A 17,170-nucleotide genomic window follows, 5' to 3' on the forward strand; every position below is an offset into this window, starting at 1 on the left:
TACGAGGATGAAAACACTACGCTTACTCTTTATTACCCTGCTGATCAGTTCCTCCCTGATTGCCCAGGACAGTGAAATCAAGAATTACGACTACGTTTATGTGGATCACATCCGGTCGGTTCGCTTTCATGTGAATGGGCTGGTACTCTCCAATCCGGTTGTCAACCTGGATGCCGGCGCTCAGCTTAAGCTTTCCTTTGATGACCTGGATGCAGATGTCAAGGACTATTTCTACAGCATCGTGCACTGTGACCGCAACTGGAACCCCTCTAATCTGCAGGAGATGGAATACCTCGATGGGTTCAACGAGGAGCGTATTCAGAAATATGACTTTTCCTTCAAAACGCTCTGGCCTTACACCCATTACACCCTGACCCTCCCCAATCGGGATATGCGGTGGCGATTGTCTGGCAACTATCTCCTGCTCGTTTACGATGAGTCCAACGACCGGCAACTGGTCATTACACGGCGGTTTGTGGTTGTGGAGCAACTGGTAGGGATCAGCCCCCGTTTTTTGCGGGCCAACAACGTCAGCAAACTGCGCACCCACCAGGAAATAGACTTTAATGTTGCCCATAAGCAGCTCAATGTTCAAAACCCACAGCAGGAAATCACGGCTACCGTGATGCAAAACGGGCGATGGCGCAGCGCGATTACCGGGATAGAGCCTAAATTCATCCGTCCCGAACTCATGATTTTCGATTACCAGGATGAGATTGTCTTCCCCGGCGGCAAGGAATTCCGATTTGCAGACCTGCGCAGTTTCAGGCGGGTCAGTTTCAATGTCGCCTCTGTTCGGCAGGAACAAGACTCTTACATCGTGGAAATGAAGGCTGATAACCCCCGGGACAAACTCGCCTATACTACGTTTGAAGACCTTAATGGTAAATTCATTATCGAAACCACCGATCAAAACCGGGGAGGGAGCCGGCAGGAAGATCTGGCACTCGATCAGCTTTATGCCGAATATGCCGATGTCTCCTTCGCTCTGAGTACGGAAAAACTTCCAGGCTACGATGTATATATCGTTGGTGGGTTCACGGACTGGACTTTAAAAGACCGCTACCGCCTCGAATATGACCCCAATCTGCAGGCCTACACCACCTGGGTCATTTTAAAGCAAGGCTACTATGACTATATGTACGCCGCTGTGCCCAAACCGAACAACAATCGCAAGAAGCAGGACCGCAACCTGAACATTTCCCTGCTGGAAGGCGATTCACACGAAACCATCAATGAATACACCATCATTATTTATTACCGGCCCTTCGGTAGCCGGTACGACCGGGCGGTAGGTTCCGTTACCTTTACCTCTACTTTGGAGCCTTAAATCTGGAAAAAAGGACATTAATCCGACATAAGTTGGCCTTAATATAATTTTTGTGGCGATTTGGGGTCAGGCGCTTATTATTGTGCTGCGTTCGATGAATAAACTAATAGGGTTTATTCGCCAGAGAAGCAGCATTGACTACTGCAAAACCCAAATCGTATGACAATCAAGAAATCCGCCCTGACACTAGTCCTTTTTGCCTTAACCAGCTGGATGATCCAGGCTCAGACCTCTTCCTGGTCTCTGGAAAAATGCATTGAGTACGCCCGACAGAACAACCTCAGCCTGCGGCAGGCACAGTATGACATCCGCAGTGCCGAACTGAATATACAGGAAAATAAATACAGCCGGCTGCCAGCATTAAGTGCCGGAGCAAGAGCGGGCTACCAGTTTGGGCGTACGATTGACCCCACCACCAACAGCTTTAACAACGAGCGCATTGGTTTCAATAGTTTTTCCCTTGATGCCAACGCCACCATTTACGGCGGCGGTTTTATCAATAATTCCATCAAACAAAGCGAGCTCAATACCAGGGCAGCAAGGCTTGATGCAGAAGCTACTTCTAACAACCTAGCCCTGGATGTTGCAGCTGCATACCTTAATATATTGCTTGCAGAAGAGCAGCTCGCTAACGCCGGGAAAAACCTCGAACTTTCTGAAGACCAACTGGAACAAACCGATAAATTAATTCGTGCAGGCTCCGTGCCTGCCAATGACCGCTTAGACATCCTCTCCCAGATTGCACAAAACGAGCGGGCCATTATCGAAGCGGAGAACGCCGTGGTAATTGGCTATCTCAATCTCAAACAACTGATGCAGCTTGACCCGGAAGAAGATTTAAAAATCGTGCGCCCTGAGTTTATTGAACTCCCTGAGAATGCCGACCCCCAGGCTATAGGCCTGGAAGAAGTGTATAGTGCCGCCCTGCAGACCCAACCACAGGTCAGGGCTGCTGATTTACGAATCGAATCCGCTCAGGTTTCTGAGGCTATCGCCCAATCTGGTTTTCTACCGACCCTTACGCTTTTTGCCAACCTGAACTCCAACTTCTCTTCTGCCTTCCGGTCTCCTATTTTCGAGACACAGCGTATCCCACAAACGGTTTTTATTGACGGCACTCCGGTAACTATTGAGTTTCAATCGCAGGTGCCGGTTGACAATGAACAAATCGCCTACACGGACCAGATCGACCAAAACTTTGGCCAGGTCGTAGGGCTCAACCTGAATATCCCAATTTACAGCAGGCATACCAACCGGATCAATAAAGAACGGGCCCGGATCAGCAAACTGAATGCCGAGGTGGGCAGCGTGCAGCAACGCCAGCTGCTAGAGGCAGATGTACAACGAGCCATCACAGACACCCGGGCGTCTTTCAACAGTTACAAAGCCGCTCAGCGCTCTGTAGACGCTGCGGAAATGGCTTTTGACAACGCCCAAAAGCGATTTGACCTGGGCGCCATCAACACCCTGCAATTCGCAACCGCCCGCACCACACTCGATCAGGCACGGATTGAGCTGATCCGTTCCAAATACCAGTACCTGTTCAACCTGAAGACCATAGACTTCTATATGGGCAAGGCGCTGGAGCTGAATATGAATTAGAAAAAGTTTCATTTTTGGAGCCGCCCCGGAATAAGCAGCGGTTCTTAACCAACTTTAGCCACACATCATGTCTAAACCGAAGAAACGCAGTAACACCATTATTTTTGCCTTGATTGCCCTGATTGCAATATTGGTTGCCGTTGTTATCTGGCGCAACCAATCCAAACCGAAAGGCGAAAAGGTCATCACCGAGCAAGCCGAAAAACGGACTATCGTGGAAGAGGTCTCCGCCAGTGGCAAGGTATTCCCGCAAACGGAGGTTAAAATCAGCTCGGATGTATCCGGAGAAATCGTTGATCTGCTCATCGAAGAGGGCGACTCCGTGGTATCCGGACAGTTACTGGCCCGCATCGACCCGGATGCCTTTGAGTCTCAGGTAGAGCGTGGCGCCGCAAGTGTAAACAGCGCCAAAGCGCAATTGGCCAATGCCCGTGCCCAAATTGAGCAATTCACTGCCCAGAAAGAACAAATTGAGGCACAACTGATCAACGCCCGGGAGATACAGGACCGTAATAAGCCCCTGTATGAAGAAGGCGTTATTTCCGAAGCCGACTATCAGCAATCACTTGCTAATCTCCGGGCGCTGGAAGCCAACCTCCGCTCTGCAGAGGCTAACGTTAAAGCAGCCAAACAAAGCGCAGAAGCTGCCGCCTATACCGTCCAAAGCTCTGAAGCCAGCCTGAAAGAACTGAAAACCAGCCTGAGAAGGACTGAAATCTTCGCCCCCATGAGCGGCATCATTTCCCGCCTTGACGTGGAGGAGGGGGAACGCGTCGTCGGTACCATCCAAATGGCCGGTACCGAAATGATGCGCATCGCCAACCTGAATGCCATGGAAGTACGGGTGGAAGTGAGTGAGAATGATATTCCCAGGGTTACCGTAGGCGACGAGGTGGCGATTGAAGTGGATGCCTACATCGACCGCGTTTTTAAAGGCAAGGTCACTCAAATTGCCAACTCTGCAACCAACGCCGCTTCCGCCGCTTCACTAACCAGCGATCAGGTGACCAATTTTGAAGTCCGCATCAATATTGACCCCGCTTCCTACGATGACCTCATCACTCCCTCGAAGCCCTATCCTTTCCGGCCCGGTATGTCTGCCAGTGTTGACATCCGGACCGAAGTGGCCAATGGTGTACTTTCTATTCCAATACAAGCTGTGACCACCCGGGAGCGGGAAGAAGATAAAAAGCCCGAAGCTAAGCCTGCTGCTTTGGAAGAGGAAGAACAAGACCTGATGGAGGTCGTTTTTGTAGCCAGTAGCGATACGGTGCGGATGCAGAAAGTCAAAACAGGCGTACAGGATGATACCTATATCGAAGTGGTAGAAGGGTTGAAGGAAGGAGAGGAAGTCGTAACCGGCCCCTATGCAGCTGTAGCCCGTAAGCTGAAATCCGGCGAAGAGATTCAGATCGTAGATGAAGATGAACTCTACAAACGAGATAATGAGTAAAAAAGCAAAACGGGCGCTGATTATTTTTGTCCGCAACCCGGAAAAAGGAAAAGTAAAGACCCGGTTAGCCAAAACACTGGGCGAGGACCAGGCACTAGCCATCTACAAAGCGCTCCTCGCCAAGACCCGTGCGGTAGCCGAAGGCGTAGATGCCCTTCGGTTACTGTTTTATAGTGTACAGGTTAGAGAAAACGACGATTGGCCTGGCAGTAAATTTGAGAAACGCCAGCAACAGGGCAATGACCTGGGCGAGCGCATGGCTCACGCCTTTGATGCAGCATTGATTCGTGCAGATGCTGCAATCATAGTTGGCAGCGATATTGCGCAGATTGATACCTCGATTATTGAGCACGCTTTCGCGGCACTTTCAAGCCATGATTATGTCATCGGCCCTGCCCTTGATGGTGGCTATTACCTTCTTGGCATGAAGCGACCAAGTCCGGAACTTTTCCGGGATATGGAGTGGAGTACCAATCAGGTCGCAAAAATAACCCAGGAACGTATATTGGAAACCGGAGGCACAGTTGCCTTTGCCCCCACCCTTTCAGATATTGACTATGCGGATGACTGGGAGAAACATGGCTGGGAAATTTAAAGACAGGAAAAGAAAAACAAAAAAGGGAAGCAGTAACGTTTCCCTTTGGTCTTGTAGCCCGTACGGGATTCGAATGCTGACGCCCCCAGAGGGTGATCAGCATCCCGACAAGCAGCGCTTCGTCGGGGCCCGTGCTACCAGGATGAAAACCTGGCATCCTAACAACCTTCCAGCAGGCTTTCAATCCGCGCAGCAGCCGCTTCGTCCGCAATGCCACCGCTATACTTTTGCATCAGCCGCAGCAGCCTCGCCCGGTTTAAATTCTTTAGCTTGCTTTCCAAAACCTGGGCGCTACTCCGGCTTTCTTTATCCGTATACCACAGCAGCTGCCAGGGCACGCCCGATGAAGTGCTCGGCTCCATGCGCCGGTTGTGACGGCTCAGGCGGCTTTGTACGTCCTTGGTCTGGCCACGGTACAGGCGGCCCGTCGTCTCGGAATAAAGGATGTATACGTAGAAAGGCATGGGGAGAAATAAAAAAAGCGAAGTGCAGATGCGCTTCGCTTTATGTTAGTGATGATGTAGCCCGTACGGGATTCGAATGCTGACGCCCCCAGAGGGTGATCAGCATCCCGACAAGCAGCGCTTCGTCGGGGCCCGTGCTACCAGGATGAAAACCTGGCATCCTAACAACCTTCCAGCAGGCTTTCAATCCGCGCAGCAGCCGCTTCGTCCGCAATGCCACCGCTATACTTTTGCATCAGCCGCAGCAGCCTCGCCCGGTTTAAATTCTTTAGCTTGCTTTCCAAAACCTGGGCGCTACTCCGGCTTTCTTTATCCGTATACCACAGCAGCTGCCAGGGCACGCCCGATGAAGTGCTCGGCTCCATGCGCCGGTTGTGACGGCTCAGGCGGCTTTGTACGTCCTTGGTCTGGCCACGGTACAGGCGGCCCGTCGTCTCGGAATAAAGGATGTATACGTAGAAAGGCATGGGGAGAAATAAAAAAAGCGAAGTGCAGATGCGCTTCGCTTTATGTTAGTGATGATGTAGCCCGTACGGGATTCGAACCCGTGCTACCAGGATGAAAACCTGGCGTCCTAACCCCTAGACGAACGGGCCAGTAGAACTGTATAACCGCAAGAAAAATAGTAGCCCGTACGGGATTCGAACCCGTGCTACCAGGATGAAAACCTGGCGTCCTAACCCCTAGACGAACGGGCCATACTTTCAATGCGGGATGCAAAAGTAATATTTGCGCTTAAAATTGAAAATATTTGCCACTTTCTTTTTGTAAAAAAGCGGTAAAACAAATTCAACGTTTAAGTATGCCCGGCACCTTTTTGCCAGAGCGATGCAAAGATAATGGCTTTCACGAATTTCCAAAAGCATCCATGAAAAAATATCAAAGAATCCTCTTTTGGCGTGCTCCTGCCCACGTAATAACCATGCTCAAAAACCATGTCAGCATAAAATTGGTTCAAACCCATAGAGAAAAAAGCGTAAAGACAACCATAGTCCGGCAATTATTGTTATTTTTACACTAAGTCAGTTTCAATCGGTCTGCTATGCGAAATATCATTGCCAACCGCTTGCAAAACCCCTTAAATTTGTATAATCTGGGGGTGTACTGTTCAAAAGCGAATTTTATACTTTTGAACCTTTAACGGAGCAACGCCTCCGTCCCGGACCAAATCATTAACATCATTAAATCGCGAAAAAACCATGGCAAAAAAAGTTGCTATCAATGGCTTCGGCCGTATCGGACGTCTGACGTTCCGCAACCTCCTCCAAAAAGAAGGCATCGAAGTTGTTGCCATTAACGACTTGACAGACAACCAAACCCTCGCCCACCTGCTCAAGTACGACTCTGCCCAGGGTCCTTTTGAAGGCACTGTAGAAGCCAATGACGATGGATTCGTTGTGAACGGAAAAAATATCCATTCTTATGCCATCCGCAACCCGGAAGAACTGCCATGGGCAGAACTGGGCGTTGACCTCGTGCTGGAATGTACTGGTATCTTCCGTTCTAAAGAGAAAGCCGGTTTGCACCTCAAAGCAGGCGCTAAGGACGTTGTTATCTCCGCACCTGCTAAAGGAAGCGACGTACAGACGATCGTGCTTGGTGTCAATGACGATGAGCTTGACCGCCGTGCAAATGTATTCTCTAATGCATCCTGCACCACCAACTGCCTGGCTCCCGTTGCCAAGATCATCCACGAAAACTGGGGCATTCAGGTGGGCTCTATGACGACTACCCACGCTTACACTGCCGATCAGAACATTCAGGATGCGCCGCACAGTGACCTGCGCCGCGCCCGGGCTGCTGCTTTTAACATCGTGCCTACCAGCACAGGAGCAGCTTCCGCTACCGGTAAAGTGATCCCTGAGCTGAAAGGCAAACTTTCTGCAATCGCCCTGCGTGTTCCGGTAATCACCGGCTCTATGGTTGAGCTCAATGTGATGCTGGACAAAGAAGTTACTGCCGAAGAAGTGAATGCTAAATTCAAGGAAATGGCAGAAGGCAAACTCAAGGGTATCCTGGAATATAGCACCGATCCGCTTGTGTCCAGCGACATCGTGCGCAATCCACACTCCTCTATCTTCGATAGCTTAATGACTGATGTCAACGGCAAACTCCTGAAGGTAGTGAGCTGGTACGATAATGAGGCTGGCTACTCTGCACGCCTTGCTGACCTTACGGATATGATTCTGAACAAGTAAGCATTATCAGATCAAAAAATCAGGACCGGAGCCTTTGCTCCGGTCTCTTTGTTTTATAGCCTAAATTCCAACTCTATGCAACTCGAATTCAAAGGCAAAAAGGCACTGGTAAGAGTCGACTTCAATGTGCCGCTCGATAAAGACTATAACATCACGGATGATACCCGTATGCGGGCCGCCCTGCCTACCATCAGTCAAATACTGAAGGACGGCGGAGCTGCGATTCTGATGTCTCACCTGGGCCGCCCGATGAAAAAGCTTAAGGAAGATGGCAGTATCGACCGGGAGAAGTTCACCCTGAACCATGTCACCAGCCACTTGGCTGAACTGACTGGTGCCAAAGTCCACTTCTGCGACGAAACCATTGGCGACAAAGCCACAAAAATGGCAGCCGAACTGCCTATGGGCGAAATCCTGGTATTGGAGAATACCCGCTTCAATGAGGGCGAGAAAAAGGGAGATGAGGCTTTCGCCAAAAGCCTTTCTGAACTGGCAGACCTCTACGTGAACGATGCTTTCGGCACCGCACACCGCGCCCACGCTTCCACCACCACCGTAGCACAGTATTTCGATAAGGGTGCCAAATCATTCGGCTACCTGATGCAGGCAGAGATCAAAAATGCCAACAAAGTGCTTAACAGCCCGGAGCGACCACTCACGGCGATCATTGGCGGGGCAAAAGTGTCTGACAAAATCCTCCTTTTGGAACGCCTGATCGACTTTGTCGACAACCTGATTATTGGCGGCGGTATGGCCTACACCTTCGTGAAAGCACAGGGCGGAAAGGTTGGCAATTCCCTCGTGGAAGAAGACCGCCTGCAGCTTGCCCTTGAGCTCATCGAGAAGGCCAAGTCTAACAACGTCACCATCCACCTGCCGGCAGACAGTATTATTGCGGATAATTTTGCGAATGATGCAGCCCACAGAGCAGCCGCAAGTAATGAAATCCCTGACGGATGGATGGGGCTTGATGTTGGCCCGGACGCACGAGCCAAATTTGAGGAGGCGATAGCTAACTCCGGGACCTTACTTTGGAATGGCCCAATGGGGGTATTTGAAATGCCCAACTTTGCCAACGGTACCAAAGCCATTGCCGAGGCTGTAGCCAAAGCTACTCAAAACGGTGCTTTCTCCCTGGTTGGTGGCGGAGATTCCGTTGCAGCTGTCAACCAAATGGGGCTGGCGGACAAGGTCAGCTACGTTTCCACCGGTGGCGGTGCCATGCTCGAATTCCTTGAAGGTAAGGAACTCCCCGGCATTAAAGCCATGAATGCATAACACCTTGAATTTTTGGGGGAGTCCTGAAAACAACACCGAATGCGGATAACTATTTTCCGCTAAACCCCGCATTTTGGCTTCAGCACTCCCCTGCTCTTTTTCTAAAAATCGCTTACCTTAGCCTAAGCAATTACACTTCCCTCTCCTCCCTGCCCGAATTCTGTTAAAATTGTCCTAAACTGTACATCCGTATTATGGATCGGGGCATCTTTAAGCCTCCTCTGTAATGTAGATTGCGGGTTAATTCCCTGATCTTAGATGCAGTGCTTATTCTTTTTTATCATTTTTGCTACTGAAAAATCCCCTCAGTATGAAGCGTATCCTTTTGCCTGTCTTGTTTATACTGTCTGGCTTATGGCTGCCGGCTCAGATCACCGTAGAGCTGACCGTCATTGATGCTGCAGTAACCACCACCTGTGACGATCTCTTCTCAGCCCCTGACCCCCTTTGGCAGGTAGAGGTAGAAAATCAGGGTATTGTTATTTATCCGGCTCAGGGCCCCTGCTACACAGCCTTGCCCAATGTGCAGTATACCGAAGATTTTAACTGCCCCAACGATCTGCCCGCTACCATTGAAGTCTGCTTTACGGTCTTTGAAAATGACCCGCTTATCCCAATCGGGTGTTTTATAGACCGCTCATGCGAAGAGCAAATCTGTGAAAACGTCCTACTCCCCGGACTGGATGAAACACAGGATTTGACCCTTGCCCTCCCTAACGGCGGAGCCAGCGGCGGAACTTTGGACTACAGGATTTCTGTGGCCGGGAACGGCAATTACAACGACCTGCCCTGCCAGGCGATCTCGCTGGGCACCCTCCTGCGTGGCGACACACTCGGGGATGCCACCATCGGACAGTACGATAACCTTTGTGCCAATAACCAAAACGAGCCTAACCCTGCAGACGATGGAGGCTTCACCAATTCCAACGGCGTATGGTTCGAGTTCACCACCGGGCCTGATATCGGAAGCGTAGCCTGGATTGAAGCCCTGGGCGACCCGGAAAACACCGGAGATGCCTTTGATGTGGAAGTAGCACTTTACCGCTCTGATAACGATACCTGTACCGGCAACCTCGAACTGGTCAGCTGGTCTGCCCCTAACGACAACCGGGACGTCTACATGCGGGTAAGCTGCCCGGAGCCGGATACCCGATACTATATTTTAGTAGACGGTGCTTTCACCGACCCCGGAGACGAAGAAGGTGTTTTCGGCCTGCGCCTAATCAGTACAGATGTCGATGATGCACCTAACGAGCGATGCGATGCCCTTCACATGGGCGCTGTCCCGCCCGGAGATACCATCAGTACGAATACCCTCTACGGCAACTACTGCGCCGACAGCAATAACGACCCCTTCAGCCCGAATTTTGTCGTGCAAACTTCCGTTTGGTTCTCCTTTGAAGCACCGCCATCCGGCAACGTCTGGATTGAGGCCAATTCTGACCGGCTGGTTGACTCCATTGGTATTCAGCTCAGCCTTTACCGGGCTTTTTCCACCTGTAGTGGGTTCTTCCAGCACCTTGAAAGTTCTTACGATCCCAGCGACGAAGACGAAGCCCTGAACTTCAGCTGCCTGGTGGGCGGTGCTACCTATTACATACTGATTGATGGGGATGGTTCGAATGCAACCGGTATGTTCTCCCTCGATATTTATGATGCCGGCGACATTACCCCGGTAACGCAGATTGACACGACCATCTGTGCCGGTGACAGCTTTGAGGTCGGCAGCTCGTCCTATACGGAGACCGGCTCCTATGCGGATACCATCATCCTGTTCCTTGGCTGCGACAGCATCATCAATACGAACCTCACAGTCCTGGAGCCCATTTCAGTCAATGTTGAGCAAATACAACCGGCTATTGGCGAAGGCAACGCCAACGGCTGGGCCATAGCTTACCCCACCGGTGGCAGCGGCGGGTACACCATTGAGTGGTGCGACGGCATGACAGGCCCTTCCAATAACAATCTGGTGGGCGGCGCAGCATGCTGCGTGACCGTTACTGATGACTTTGGGTGCGTGGGCGATACCTGCTTTACGATGGATTTCCTGACCGGCATCGTACCTATCGCCCAGGCTGATTCGGTAGATTGTAATGGCGGAAACACCGGCAGTATCGAATTTTCGGCCATGGGAGGCATTCCACCCTATAATTACAACTGGGAAAAGACCGACCTCAGCCTCTCCGGCACCGGTGTACTCAACGAAGACAACGAGATCGCCAGCCTCCCCAATTTGACCGCTGGTACTTATGCCATCACGATTGCGGACAACTTTTTCGATACCGCTTTCACTGTGGTCGTGGAAGAACCCAGTGCCCTTGAGCTCACTATCCTGAGCCAAAGCAGTACCAGTTGCTTCGGTTTTTGTGATGGTGCCATTAGTGTAGACGCATCAGGGGGAACACCACCGTACACCTTCAGCTGGGCCAACGGAGCGGATACGACAGCACTAACCGACCTCTGTGCCGGTGTTTACGCCTTACTCCTCACTGATGCCAATGGATGCGAGCTCCCAGTAGAGTACGAAATTGAGCAACCTGAAGAGTTTATCGCCACCATCGCAGTAGAGCAGGAAGTGTCCTGTTTTGGAGGTAGCGACGGGCAACTGTCTGTCAGCACCAACGGCCAACCCACAGACTTCAACTGGAGTACCGGCAGCACAACAGACACCCTGGACAACCGGCCCACAGGCCTTTATTCCATAACGGTAACGAATACGGATGGGTGCCGGGATACCACGGAAGCCCTCCTCCCCCAACCGGATGCTCCTTTGGAAGCCGCCATCGCACTTTCTGAACCCGTCACTTGTTTCGGGTTTTCAGATGGCGCACTGGAAGCCGTTCCCATTGGCCCGGGCGAGACCTTCACCTACGCCTGGTCCAACGGCAATACTCAATCGAACAACCGTGGGCTGGCTGCAGGCCCCTACAGCCTGACACTGACCAATGAGCGCGGCTGCCTCGACACCGCAACTTTTGAATTGCCACAGCCCGCCGCACTCGATTTCGAAGCTTCCGCTACCGATATCACCTGTGTAAGCGGTGAAAACGGCGGCCAACTACGGATTGATACCGTAACTGGCGGCACATCCCCCTTCGAGTACTCCCTTGATGGTGTGGTATTCGGCAACAGCCCGGTTTTCTCCAGCCTGTTCGCCGGTAGTTACAGTTTGATTGTACGTGACTCCTTTGGGTGTGAAACCGAACAAATACGAACGGTAGCGCCTGCCCCTGTATTAACAGCCAACGCCGGGCAGGATCGTACCATTAACCTTGGTGATACTATCCTGCTCAGTGCCATGACCTCTGCTGACGCACCATCCTTTACCTGGATTGCATCAGATAGCAGTCAGTTGCGGTTCACCGGGCAATCGATTAATGTCAGCCCGCAGCGAACGACCACCTATATCCTGCAGGTTTTTGACTCCCTGAGCCTATGTACCGAACAGGACATCATCAATGTGAAGGTAGAGCGGGTACGCCGGGTATACATTCCCACCGCATTTAGTCCGAATGGAGACGGCAGAAACGATGAGTTCTTCATCCACGGAGACAAAGCGCTTGTCAACATCCCGGTCATGCGGATCTTTAGCCGCACGGGCAGCCTGGTCTTCGAGCGGGAGGACATCATGCCCAACAACAATATGATGGGCTGGGATGGCAGATTCAGAGGCGAGGAGCTTAACCCTGGCATCTTTGTATACTATGCCGAAATCACCTTTGCTGACGGTGCGACGGAAGTATTCACAGGTGATGTCATGCTCATGCGGTAAACTATCCGCTGTATGGGTGGTCATTAGGAGAATATACCATCGCTGTACAAAATTTCGCCATCCAAACCGCGTTATGTATTGTTATATTTGCCGGAATAAATAACAAAAATCCCAATACGAAGCGATGAGAATCTGGATTGCCCTGTTATCTGCTTTTTTCTTGCTGCCGATGGCTGAGCTTGATGCGCAACGCATTGACCGCTATCAACGCCGCCTTGAGGAAGCACGCCGGGAAAGCTGGCCGCCTGAGCGCAGCTATTCCCGGATTAGCCTGGGATATGCCCTGCAGCGCATCTTCAAAAAGCACTGCGAATACTGCGGCTTTACGACGCCCGAAAACAGCCGCCGGGACTATGTGCCACAGGACATCAGTAAGTTCCTCGGCCGGCGCACCCTGCGTACCGATGTGGAAACGGCAGACATCCGGGGCGGGGGGCTGCTCTACTATATTTTCCAGAAGGAGGATATTGAGCGTTCTTTTGAGGAGGTAGACTTCAGCCCCAACCGAGTGTTCACCCTCAGCAGTATGGAGAATCAGTTTGTGGTCAATCCGGATGAAAACTTCGACTCCTACTTCATGCACAAAACCTGTAGCGGTTACCTCCGCGCGGCACTTGAGGCTGGCGTTAACCCGCCATACGCCGCTTTTCAAACTGCATTGGATACAGATCATCAGCGGGAGTCTTCGGTTGTGGCATTGTCGGGGTCCTTCGTATCCCCTATGCGGTTTGTGCTCGAAGCCAACGACTACCGTACCACTGAAGCCATGCTCAAGCTATGGCGCTTTTACCAGGAGAACCCAGAGTTTATCGGCAATGCCTACTACCTGCGGGAGTTTGAGGGAGTCATGCTCAAGCATCTGACCTCAGCAGAAGAAAACTACCGTATAGAAATGGAAGGCGGGCTCAATCTCACCGGGCCACTGCCTGCACGCCTAAGCACAAGCCTCGGTTTTGGAAAGCTTGGCAGTGCCACCTTCTCCGGCACCGATTGGGAAACTATTATTTATACCGAATTCGACTACATACGCGATAAGTGGAAGATGTTCAGCCCACTGCCCTCTCCCGAAGACATTCAGGCTTATCTGCAGAGCGTCAACCCGGTCTTCCAAAGCGCGCAGGATCTACCACTCATGATCGAAGGTATTGAGCACAAACACTTCCTTATTGTAGAGGGTATACCGGAATACATGACCCGCAACTTCTGGACCATTGAGCAGGTACAGTCCGGGCTTTACGACGGGCAGCCTACGATTAATGCAGAGCCTTACTTTGATGCAGAGGGGCAAGTTGGTGGCTGCCGGTTTACGATCACCGGCCGCCCGCTATCGGCTAACTTCGCCGGGCCTATTGATCAGCGGCCCAGTAAACTGAATGCCAGCTACCGTATACGCAGCAAGGAGCCTGTTGGGGGCAAATACTTGTATTTTGATATCAATGAAGAGATTCAGACCAGTTCCCACCCTATCGCCAACGTAGCGGACGGCCGCTTCGACCTGACAAAAAAGGACGGCTGGGAATTCGCCTTCCAGTGGAAATTTGCTATCGACATTGAAGACCACTACAATCCGGTCAACTTCGATGCCACCCCCTACATCGGCAATCTCGTTGTACGCCGTAGTGATAAAACGCTGAATGTACGTATTGTGGATGTAGAGCCCGATGCGAGCCGAAAGCGCTTCTTTGTGACCTTGGAGACGCAAAGCACCTACCCGCTCGAACGCATCGACAACTCCGCCATGCAGAATTACAACCTGGCCCTGGATATCCATCTGGAAAGTGCCCGCACTGCCGTTACGAGTGTCCGCCCCATCAAAGGTATCCTACGCTTCCCTGCACTGCGGGAAATTCTGCCCCCGGAACCGGAAACAGTAGAAGCCACGCAACCGGAAAACAAAGCATCAGAGATGGCTACCGGTCAGGACACCGTTGTCCCAATCAAAAGTAATGAGATCAACCAGGCCCAATCCGGTCTTCCCGTACCTGACAAGCAGGAGGCAGGCAGCGGCCAGCAGTTGGAAAAGTTCAAACCGGACGAACAGTAAGCCTAGATCCGGATGCGGAGCCCCATGTACAACCGACGCGGCTCTGCCGGAATAATCCCCGGGCCGGGGTAACCTGTAGCCCGGCGGGTAAAGTAGCGGGTATCAGCCAGGTTATTGATGCCCGCCTGTATCCGATAGCGCTTCCAGGTGTAACTTGCAGATAAATCCATCACCGTATAGGTTGGAATGATGCCCCGGGTGGCATTAGCGACAACCTCTGCGTTGGTCGCATCCGAATAGTGCGCACGTACATGGGACAGCAGATAGCTGCCGGAAAATCCACCCCGGCGAACGGTTATGCCTGTCTTAAGGCTCACCGGTGGGATAAGCTCCACATCGTTGCCCACAAACTGCCGCTGACCACTGATGTAAGTCCCCTGCAAGTAGCTGAAATTGACAAAGGCGAGTACCGACCATGGGCTTTCCTGGTCAATAAAAAGCTTCCAGAGGTCTGCCTCGGCAAAGGACTCCAACCCGAGGATGCGCGCATCTCCGATATTGGTCCGAAAGGCTACAAGGCGTTCAATCACGATAGGGTCCGGTACGGTAATTTCTGCCAGCCCAATGCGGTCGTTGTAGCGCAGATAGAAAGCGGATACATCAAACCTCAGCCGGCCATCAAGGGCATCTCCGCGCACACCAATATCCGCATTGTAGCCCCGCTCATCAGTCAGCAGGGAATCAATAATGAGGTTAGGGTTCACCACAGCCAGGTCACTGAAGTTGATCGCCCGGTAGTTTTGGGAGTAATTGGCATATAGCTCTATTCCTGGCCGGAGCTGATAGCCAATGCCCAGTCCTAAAAGCGCCAGTGAGCGCTCATTCACCCGTGCATCTTCCAGCCGGCGCTCGAAGATCACTTCCCCGCCGGAGAAAACCCGCTCTTTGTAATACCCATCTGAAGACGTACGGATGTACTCAAAGCGTGCGCCCGGTGTTATACTCAGCCGGGGTGTAATATTGAACAGGTTCTCTGCGAAAACCGACACATTACGGCTCGGAAACTCGTAACTGGACTGCTCCAGGTCTTCCGGATTGAGAAAGCGGAAATCAGGACCGGCAGCTTCTGAAGCATCGCCCTGCCTGTTGTCGGTAAAGCCGCGGTATAGCCGAATACCCAGCAAAAAGGTGCTTAGCTGCTGATTCGTTTTGTACTGATGCAGAAGCCGGGCTTCGGAGCCCACATTCTGATATTGTCCGGAAATCAGGTCGCGTTCGCGGAGCGGGTCCGGCCGGTTGATGGGACCAAGCTCGCCAAGGGCGTCCCGTTGTGCCATGAGGAGGAAGTTGCGCCAGTTGATACGGGTACGGCTGGAAAGACGGTAGTCCAGGGTAAATGCTGCCAGGTTCCAGTCTACCTTAAACCAGTTGCGGGCCCGCTTGGACTGCTGCGGGTCTTGCTGGAACTCGAAGTCTGCCAATCCACCGGGCTGTTGCGCCAGGTAGTTCATGTGGGTATACTCCAGACCCAGTTCCAGCCGCTTAGCCGGCTTCCACTGTAGCCGGCCAAAAGCCGTATGTTGCTCATAGCCTGAATTGGGGCGCCAGCCATCGCCCTGCTTGTATTGGTAAAAAGCGTAGTAGTTCAGATTGCCAACAGTGCCGCCCACGCTGTTGAACGTATTGAACTGCCCAAAGGAGCCGTAGGTGTTTTCGGTAGTGAACTCAAAAGGCTTATCCCGGGGCCCTTCTTTGAAAACGAAATTAAGCAACCCGCCAAACTGCGTGCCATATTGCAAAGAAGCCGCCCCGCGCACCACTTCTATTCGCTGCAGGGCCTGCGCCGGAGGAGTATAATAGCTTTCAGGGTAGCCCAGAGCATCCGCGCTAATGTCATACCCGTTTTGGCGGGTGTTGAAATTGGAGGTTCGGTTGGGGTCCAGCCCCCGGGCACCGATGGCCAGTTGAAGTCCGGCACCATCGTTTTCCCAGATATTGAGCCCTGGTACGCCCTTGTAAATTTCCCGGGCGTTATTGGCAGCCAGATTGCCCATGGCTTTCTCCAATTCGATGAGTTCACTTTTTTTAGCTGCATAAATGGCGGCACCCTCCACGTTTCTTAGTCGGGACATGCTGTACGCGCCCCGTGATGCGTGCACCTCCACCGATTCCATATCAATGCTTAACCCCTCCAGCGCCAGTTCAAGCTCCGCCACTGGTTGCTCCGGGCTGAGGGTGACTTCCCGGACTATCGTAGTGAAGCCCGGCATGAAAACGGTCAGGCTGTAGGGGCCGGGAACTTCTGCTTCCAGCTCGAAAGTGCCATCCGGGTGGGTTTCCGCAACCGCGCCCGTTTCTGCCAGAAAAAGCGTGGCTCCGCCGACCGGCTGTGCCTTGGCTTTCGCCATTACAACACCCGTAATGCCGTACTGCTGACCCAACAGCAATAGCGGAAAAAAAACAATAGAAACAGTATGCAGTATTCGTAGCATGA

11 protein-coding genes and 2 tRNA genes are annotated in these 17,170 nt (G+C 52.1%); 8 read left to right on the forward strand and 5 right to left on the reverse strand.

Going from position 1 to position 17,170, the window contains the following annotated elements:
• Window positions 1-7: 7 nt before the first annotated feature.
• From ACO08I_RS08675 to ACO08I_RS08690, 4 genes are all read left to right on the forward strand, one after another.
• Window positions 8-1,330: a DUF5103 domain-containing protein gene (locus tag ACO08I_RS08675; protein WP_421949076.1), complete on the forward strand. Its 1,323-nt coding sequence runs from the start codon at window positions 8-10 to the stop codon at window positions 1,328-1,330.
• 159 nt (window positions 1,331-1,489) lie between these two features.
• The gene (locus ACO08I_RS08680) at window positions 1,490-2,932 is read left to right on the forward strand and encodes a TolC family protein (protein WP_282784797.1); all 1,443 of its coding nucleotides are present in this window, start codon (window positions 1,490-1,492) and stop codon (window positions 2,930-2,932) included.
• Between the two features lie 67 nt (window positions 2,933-2,999).
• On the forward strand, window positions 3,000-4,385 hold the full coding sequence (locus ACO08I_RS08685) for an efflux RND transporter periplasmic adaptor subunit (protein WP_282784795.1): 1,386 nt from the start codon (window positions 3,000-3,002) through the stop codon (window positions 4,383-4,385).
• Entirely contained in the window at window positions 4,378-4,980 is a 603-nt protein-coding gene (locus tag ACO08I_RS08690) for a TIGR04282 family arsenosugar biosynthesis glycosyltransferase (protein ID WP_282784793.1), read from the forward strand. The genes ACO08I_RS08685 and ACO08I_RS08690 overlap by 8 nt, the downstream gene beginning before the upstream one ends.
• A 158-nt stretch (window positions 4,981-5,138) precedes the next feature.
• Here the strand turns inward: ACO08I_RS08690 and ACO08I_RS08695 are convergent, their stop codons facing one another.
• From ACO08I_RS08695 to ACO08I_RS08710, 4 genes are all read right to left on the reverse strand, one after another.
• Window positions 5,139-5,444 (reverse strand): GIY-YIG nuclease family protein, encoded by a 306-nt coding sequence (locus ACO08I_RS08695; protein WP_421949077.1) that lies wholly within the window; start codon window positions 5,442-5,444, stop codon window positions 5,139-5,141.
• Window positions 5,445-5,605: 161 nt separating this feature from the next.
• Window positions 5,606-5,911 (reverse strand): GIY-YIG nuclease family protein, encoded by a 306-nt coding sequence (locus ACO08I_RS08700; protein WP_421949077.1) that lies wholly within the window; start codon window positions 5,909-5,911, stop codon window positions 5,606-5,608.
• 57 nt (window positions 5,912-5,968) lie between these two features.
• Window positions 5,969-6,040: transfer RNA gene (locus ACO08I_RS08705), tRNA-Glu, on the reverse strand.
• A 30-nt stretch (window positions 6,041-6,070) separates the two neighbouring features.
• Window positions 6,071-6,142, reverse strand: a tRNA-Glu gene (locus ACO08I_RS08710).
• A gap of 501 nt (window positions 6,143-6,643) precedes the next feature.
• Here ACO08I_RS08710 and gap point away from each other — a divergent pair.
• From gap to ACO08I_RS08730, 4 genes are all read left to right on the forward strand, one after another.
• Entirely contained in the window at window positions 6,644-7,642 is a 999-nt protein-coding gene (gene gap, locus ACO08I_RS08715; protein WP_282784787.1) for a type I glyceraldehyde-3-phosphate dehydrogenase, read from the forward strand.
• Window positions 7,643-7,717: 75 nt separating this feature from the next.
• On the forward strand, window positions 7,718-8,920 hold the full coding sequence (locus ACO08I_RS08720; protein ID WP_282784785.1) for a phosphoglycerate kinase: 1,203 nt from the start codon (window positions 7,718-7,720) through the stop codon (window positions 8,918-8,920).
• Between the two features lie 310 nt (window positions 8,921-9,230).
• Window positions 9,231-12,692, forward strand: coding sequence for a gliding motility-associated C-terminal domain-containing protein (locus ACO08I_RS08725; protein WP_421949078.1), 3,462 nt, complete (start codon window positions 9,231-9,233; stop codon window positions 12,690-12,692).
• A gap of 124 nt (window positions 12,693-12,816) precedes the next feature.
• Complete coding sequence (locus ACO08I_RS08730; protein WP_282784781.1) at window positions 12,817-14,736, forward strand: hypothetical protein; 1,920 nt, start codon at window positions 12,817-12,819, stop codon at window positions 14,734-14,736.
• A 2-nt stretch (window positions 14,737-14,738) separates the two neighbouring features.
• Here the strand turns inward: ACO08I_RS08730 and ACO08I_RS08735 are convergent, their stop codons facing one another.
• Complete coding sequence (locus tag ACO08I_RS08735; RefSeq protein ID WP_421949079.1) at window positions 14,739-17,168, reverse strand: TonB-dependent receptor domain-containing protein; 2,430 nt, start codon at window positions 17,166-17,168, stop codon at window positions 14,739-14,741.
• Between the last annotated feature and the right edge of the window lie 2 nt (window positions 17,169-17,170).

The organism is Phaeodactylibacter xiamenensis (assembly GCF_965229835.1).
GTDB classification, from domain to species: Bacteria; Bacteroidota; Bacteroidia; order Chitinophagales; family Saprospiraceae; genus Phaeodactylibacter; species Phaeodactylibacter xiamenensis.

What these genes read in the sequence shown, in the direction of transcription:
- ACO08I_RS08675 (WP_421949076.1), top strand. Translation starts at nt 8, where the DNA reads ATGAAAACACTACGCTTACTCTTTATTACCCTGCTGATCAGTTCCTCC.
- ACO08I_RS08680 (WP_282784797.1), top strand. Translation starts at nt 1,490, where the DNA reads ATGACAATCAAGAAATCCGCCCTGACACTAGTCCTTTTTGCCTTAACC.
- ACO08I_RS08685 (WP_282784795.1), top strand. Translation starts at nt 3,000, where the DNA reads ATGTCTAAACCGAAGAAACGCAGTAACACCATTATTTTTGCCTTGATT.
- ACO08I_RS08690 (WP_282784793.1), top strand. Translation starts at nt 4,378, where the DNA reads ATGAGTAAAAAAGCAAAACGGGCGCTGATTATTTTTGTCCGCAACCCG.
- ACO08I_RS08695 (WP_421949077.1), bottom strand. Translation starts at nt 5,444, where the DNA reads ATGCCTTTCTACGTATACATCCTTTATTCCGAGACGACGGGCCGCCTG.
- ACO08I_RS08700 (WP_421949077.1), bottom strand. Translation starts at nt 5,911, where the DNA reads ATGCCTTTCTACGTATACATCCTTTATTCCGAGACGACGGGCCGCCTG.
- gap (WP_282784787.1), top strand. Translation starts at nt 6,644, where the DNA reads ATGGCAAAAAAAGTTGCTATCAATGGCTTCGGCCGTATCGGACGTCTG.
- ACO08I_RS08720 (WP_282784785.1), top strand. Translation starts at nt 7,718, where the DNA reads ATGCAACTCGAATTCAAAGGCAAAAAGGCACTGGTAAGAGTCGACTTC.
- ACO08I_RS08725 (WP_421949078.1), top strand. Translation starts at nt 9,231, where the DNA reads ATGAAGCGTATCCTTTTGCCTGTCTTGTTTATACTGTCTGGCTTATGG.
- ACO08I_RS08730 (WP_282784781.1), top strand. Translation starts at nt 12,817, where the DNA reads ATGAGAATCTGGATTGCCCTGTTATCTGCTTTTTTCTTGCTGCCGATG.
- ACO08I_RS08735 (WP_421949079.1), bottom strand. Translation starts at nt 17,168, where the DNA reads ATGCTACGAATACTGCATACTGTTTCTATTGTTTTTTTTCCGCTATTG.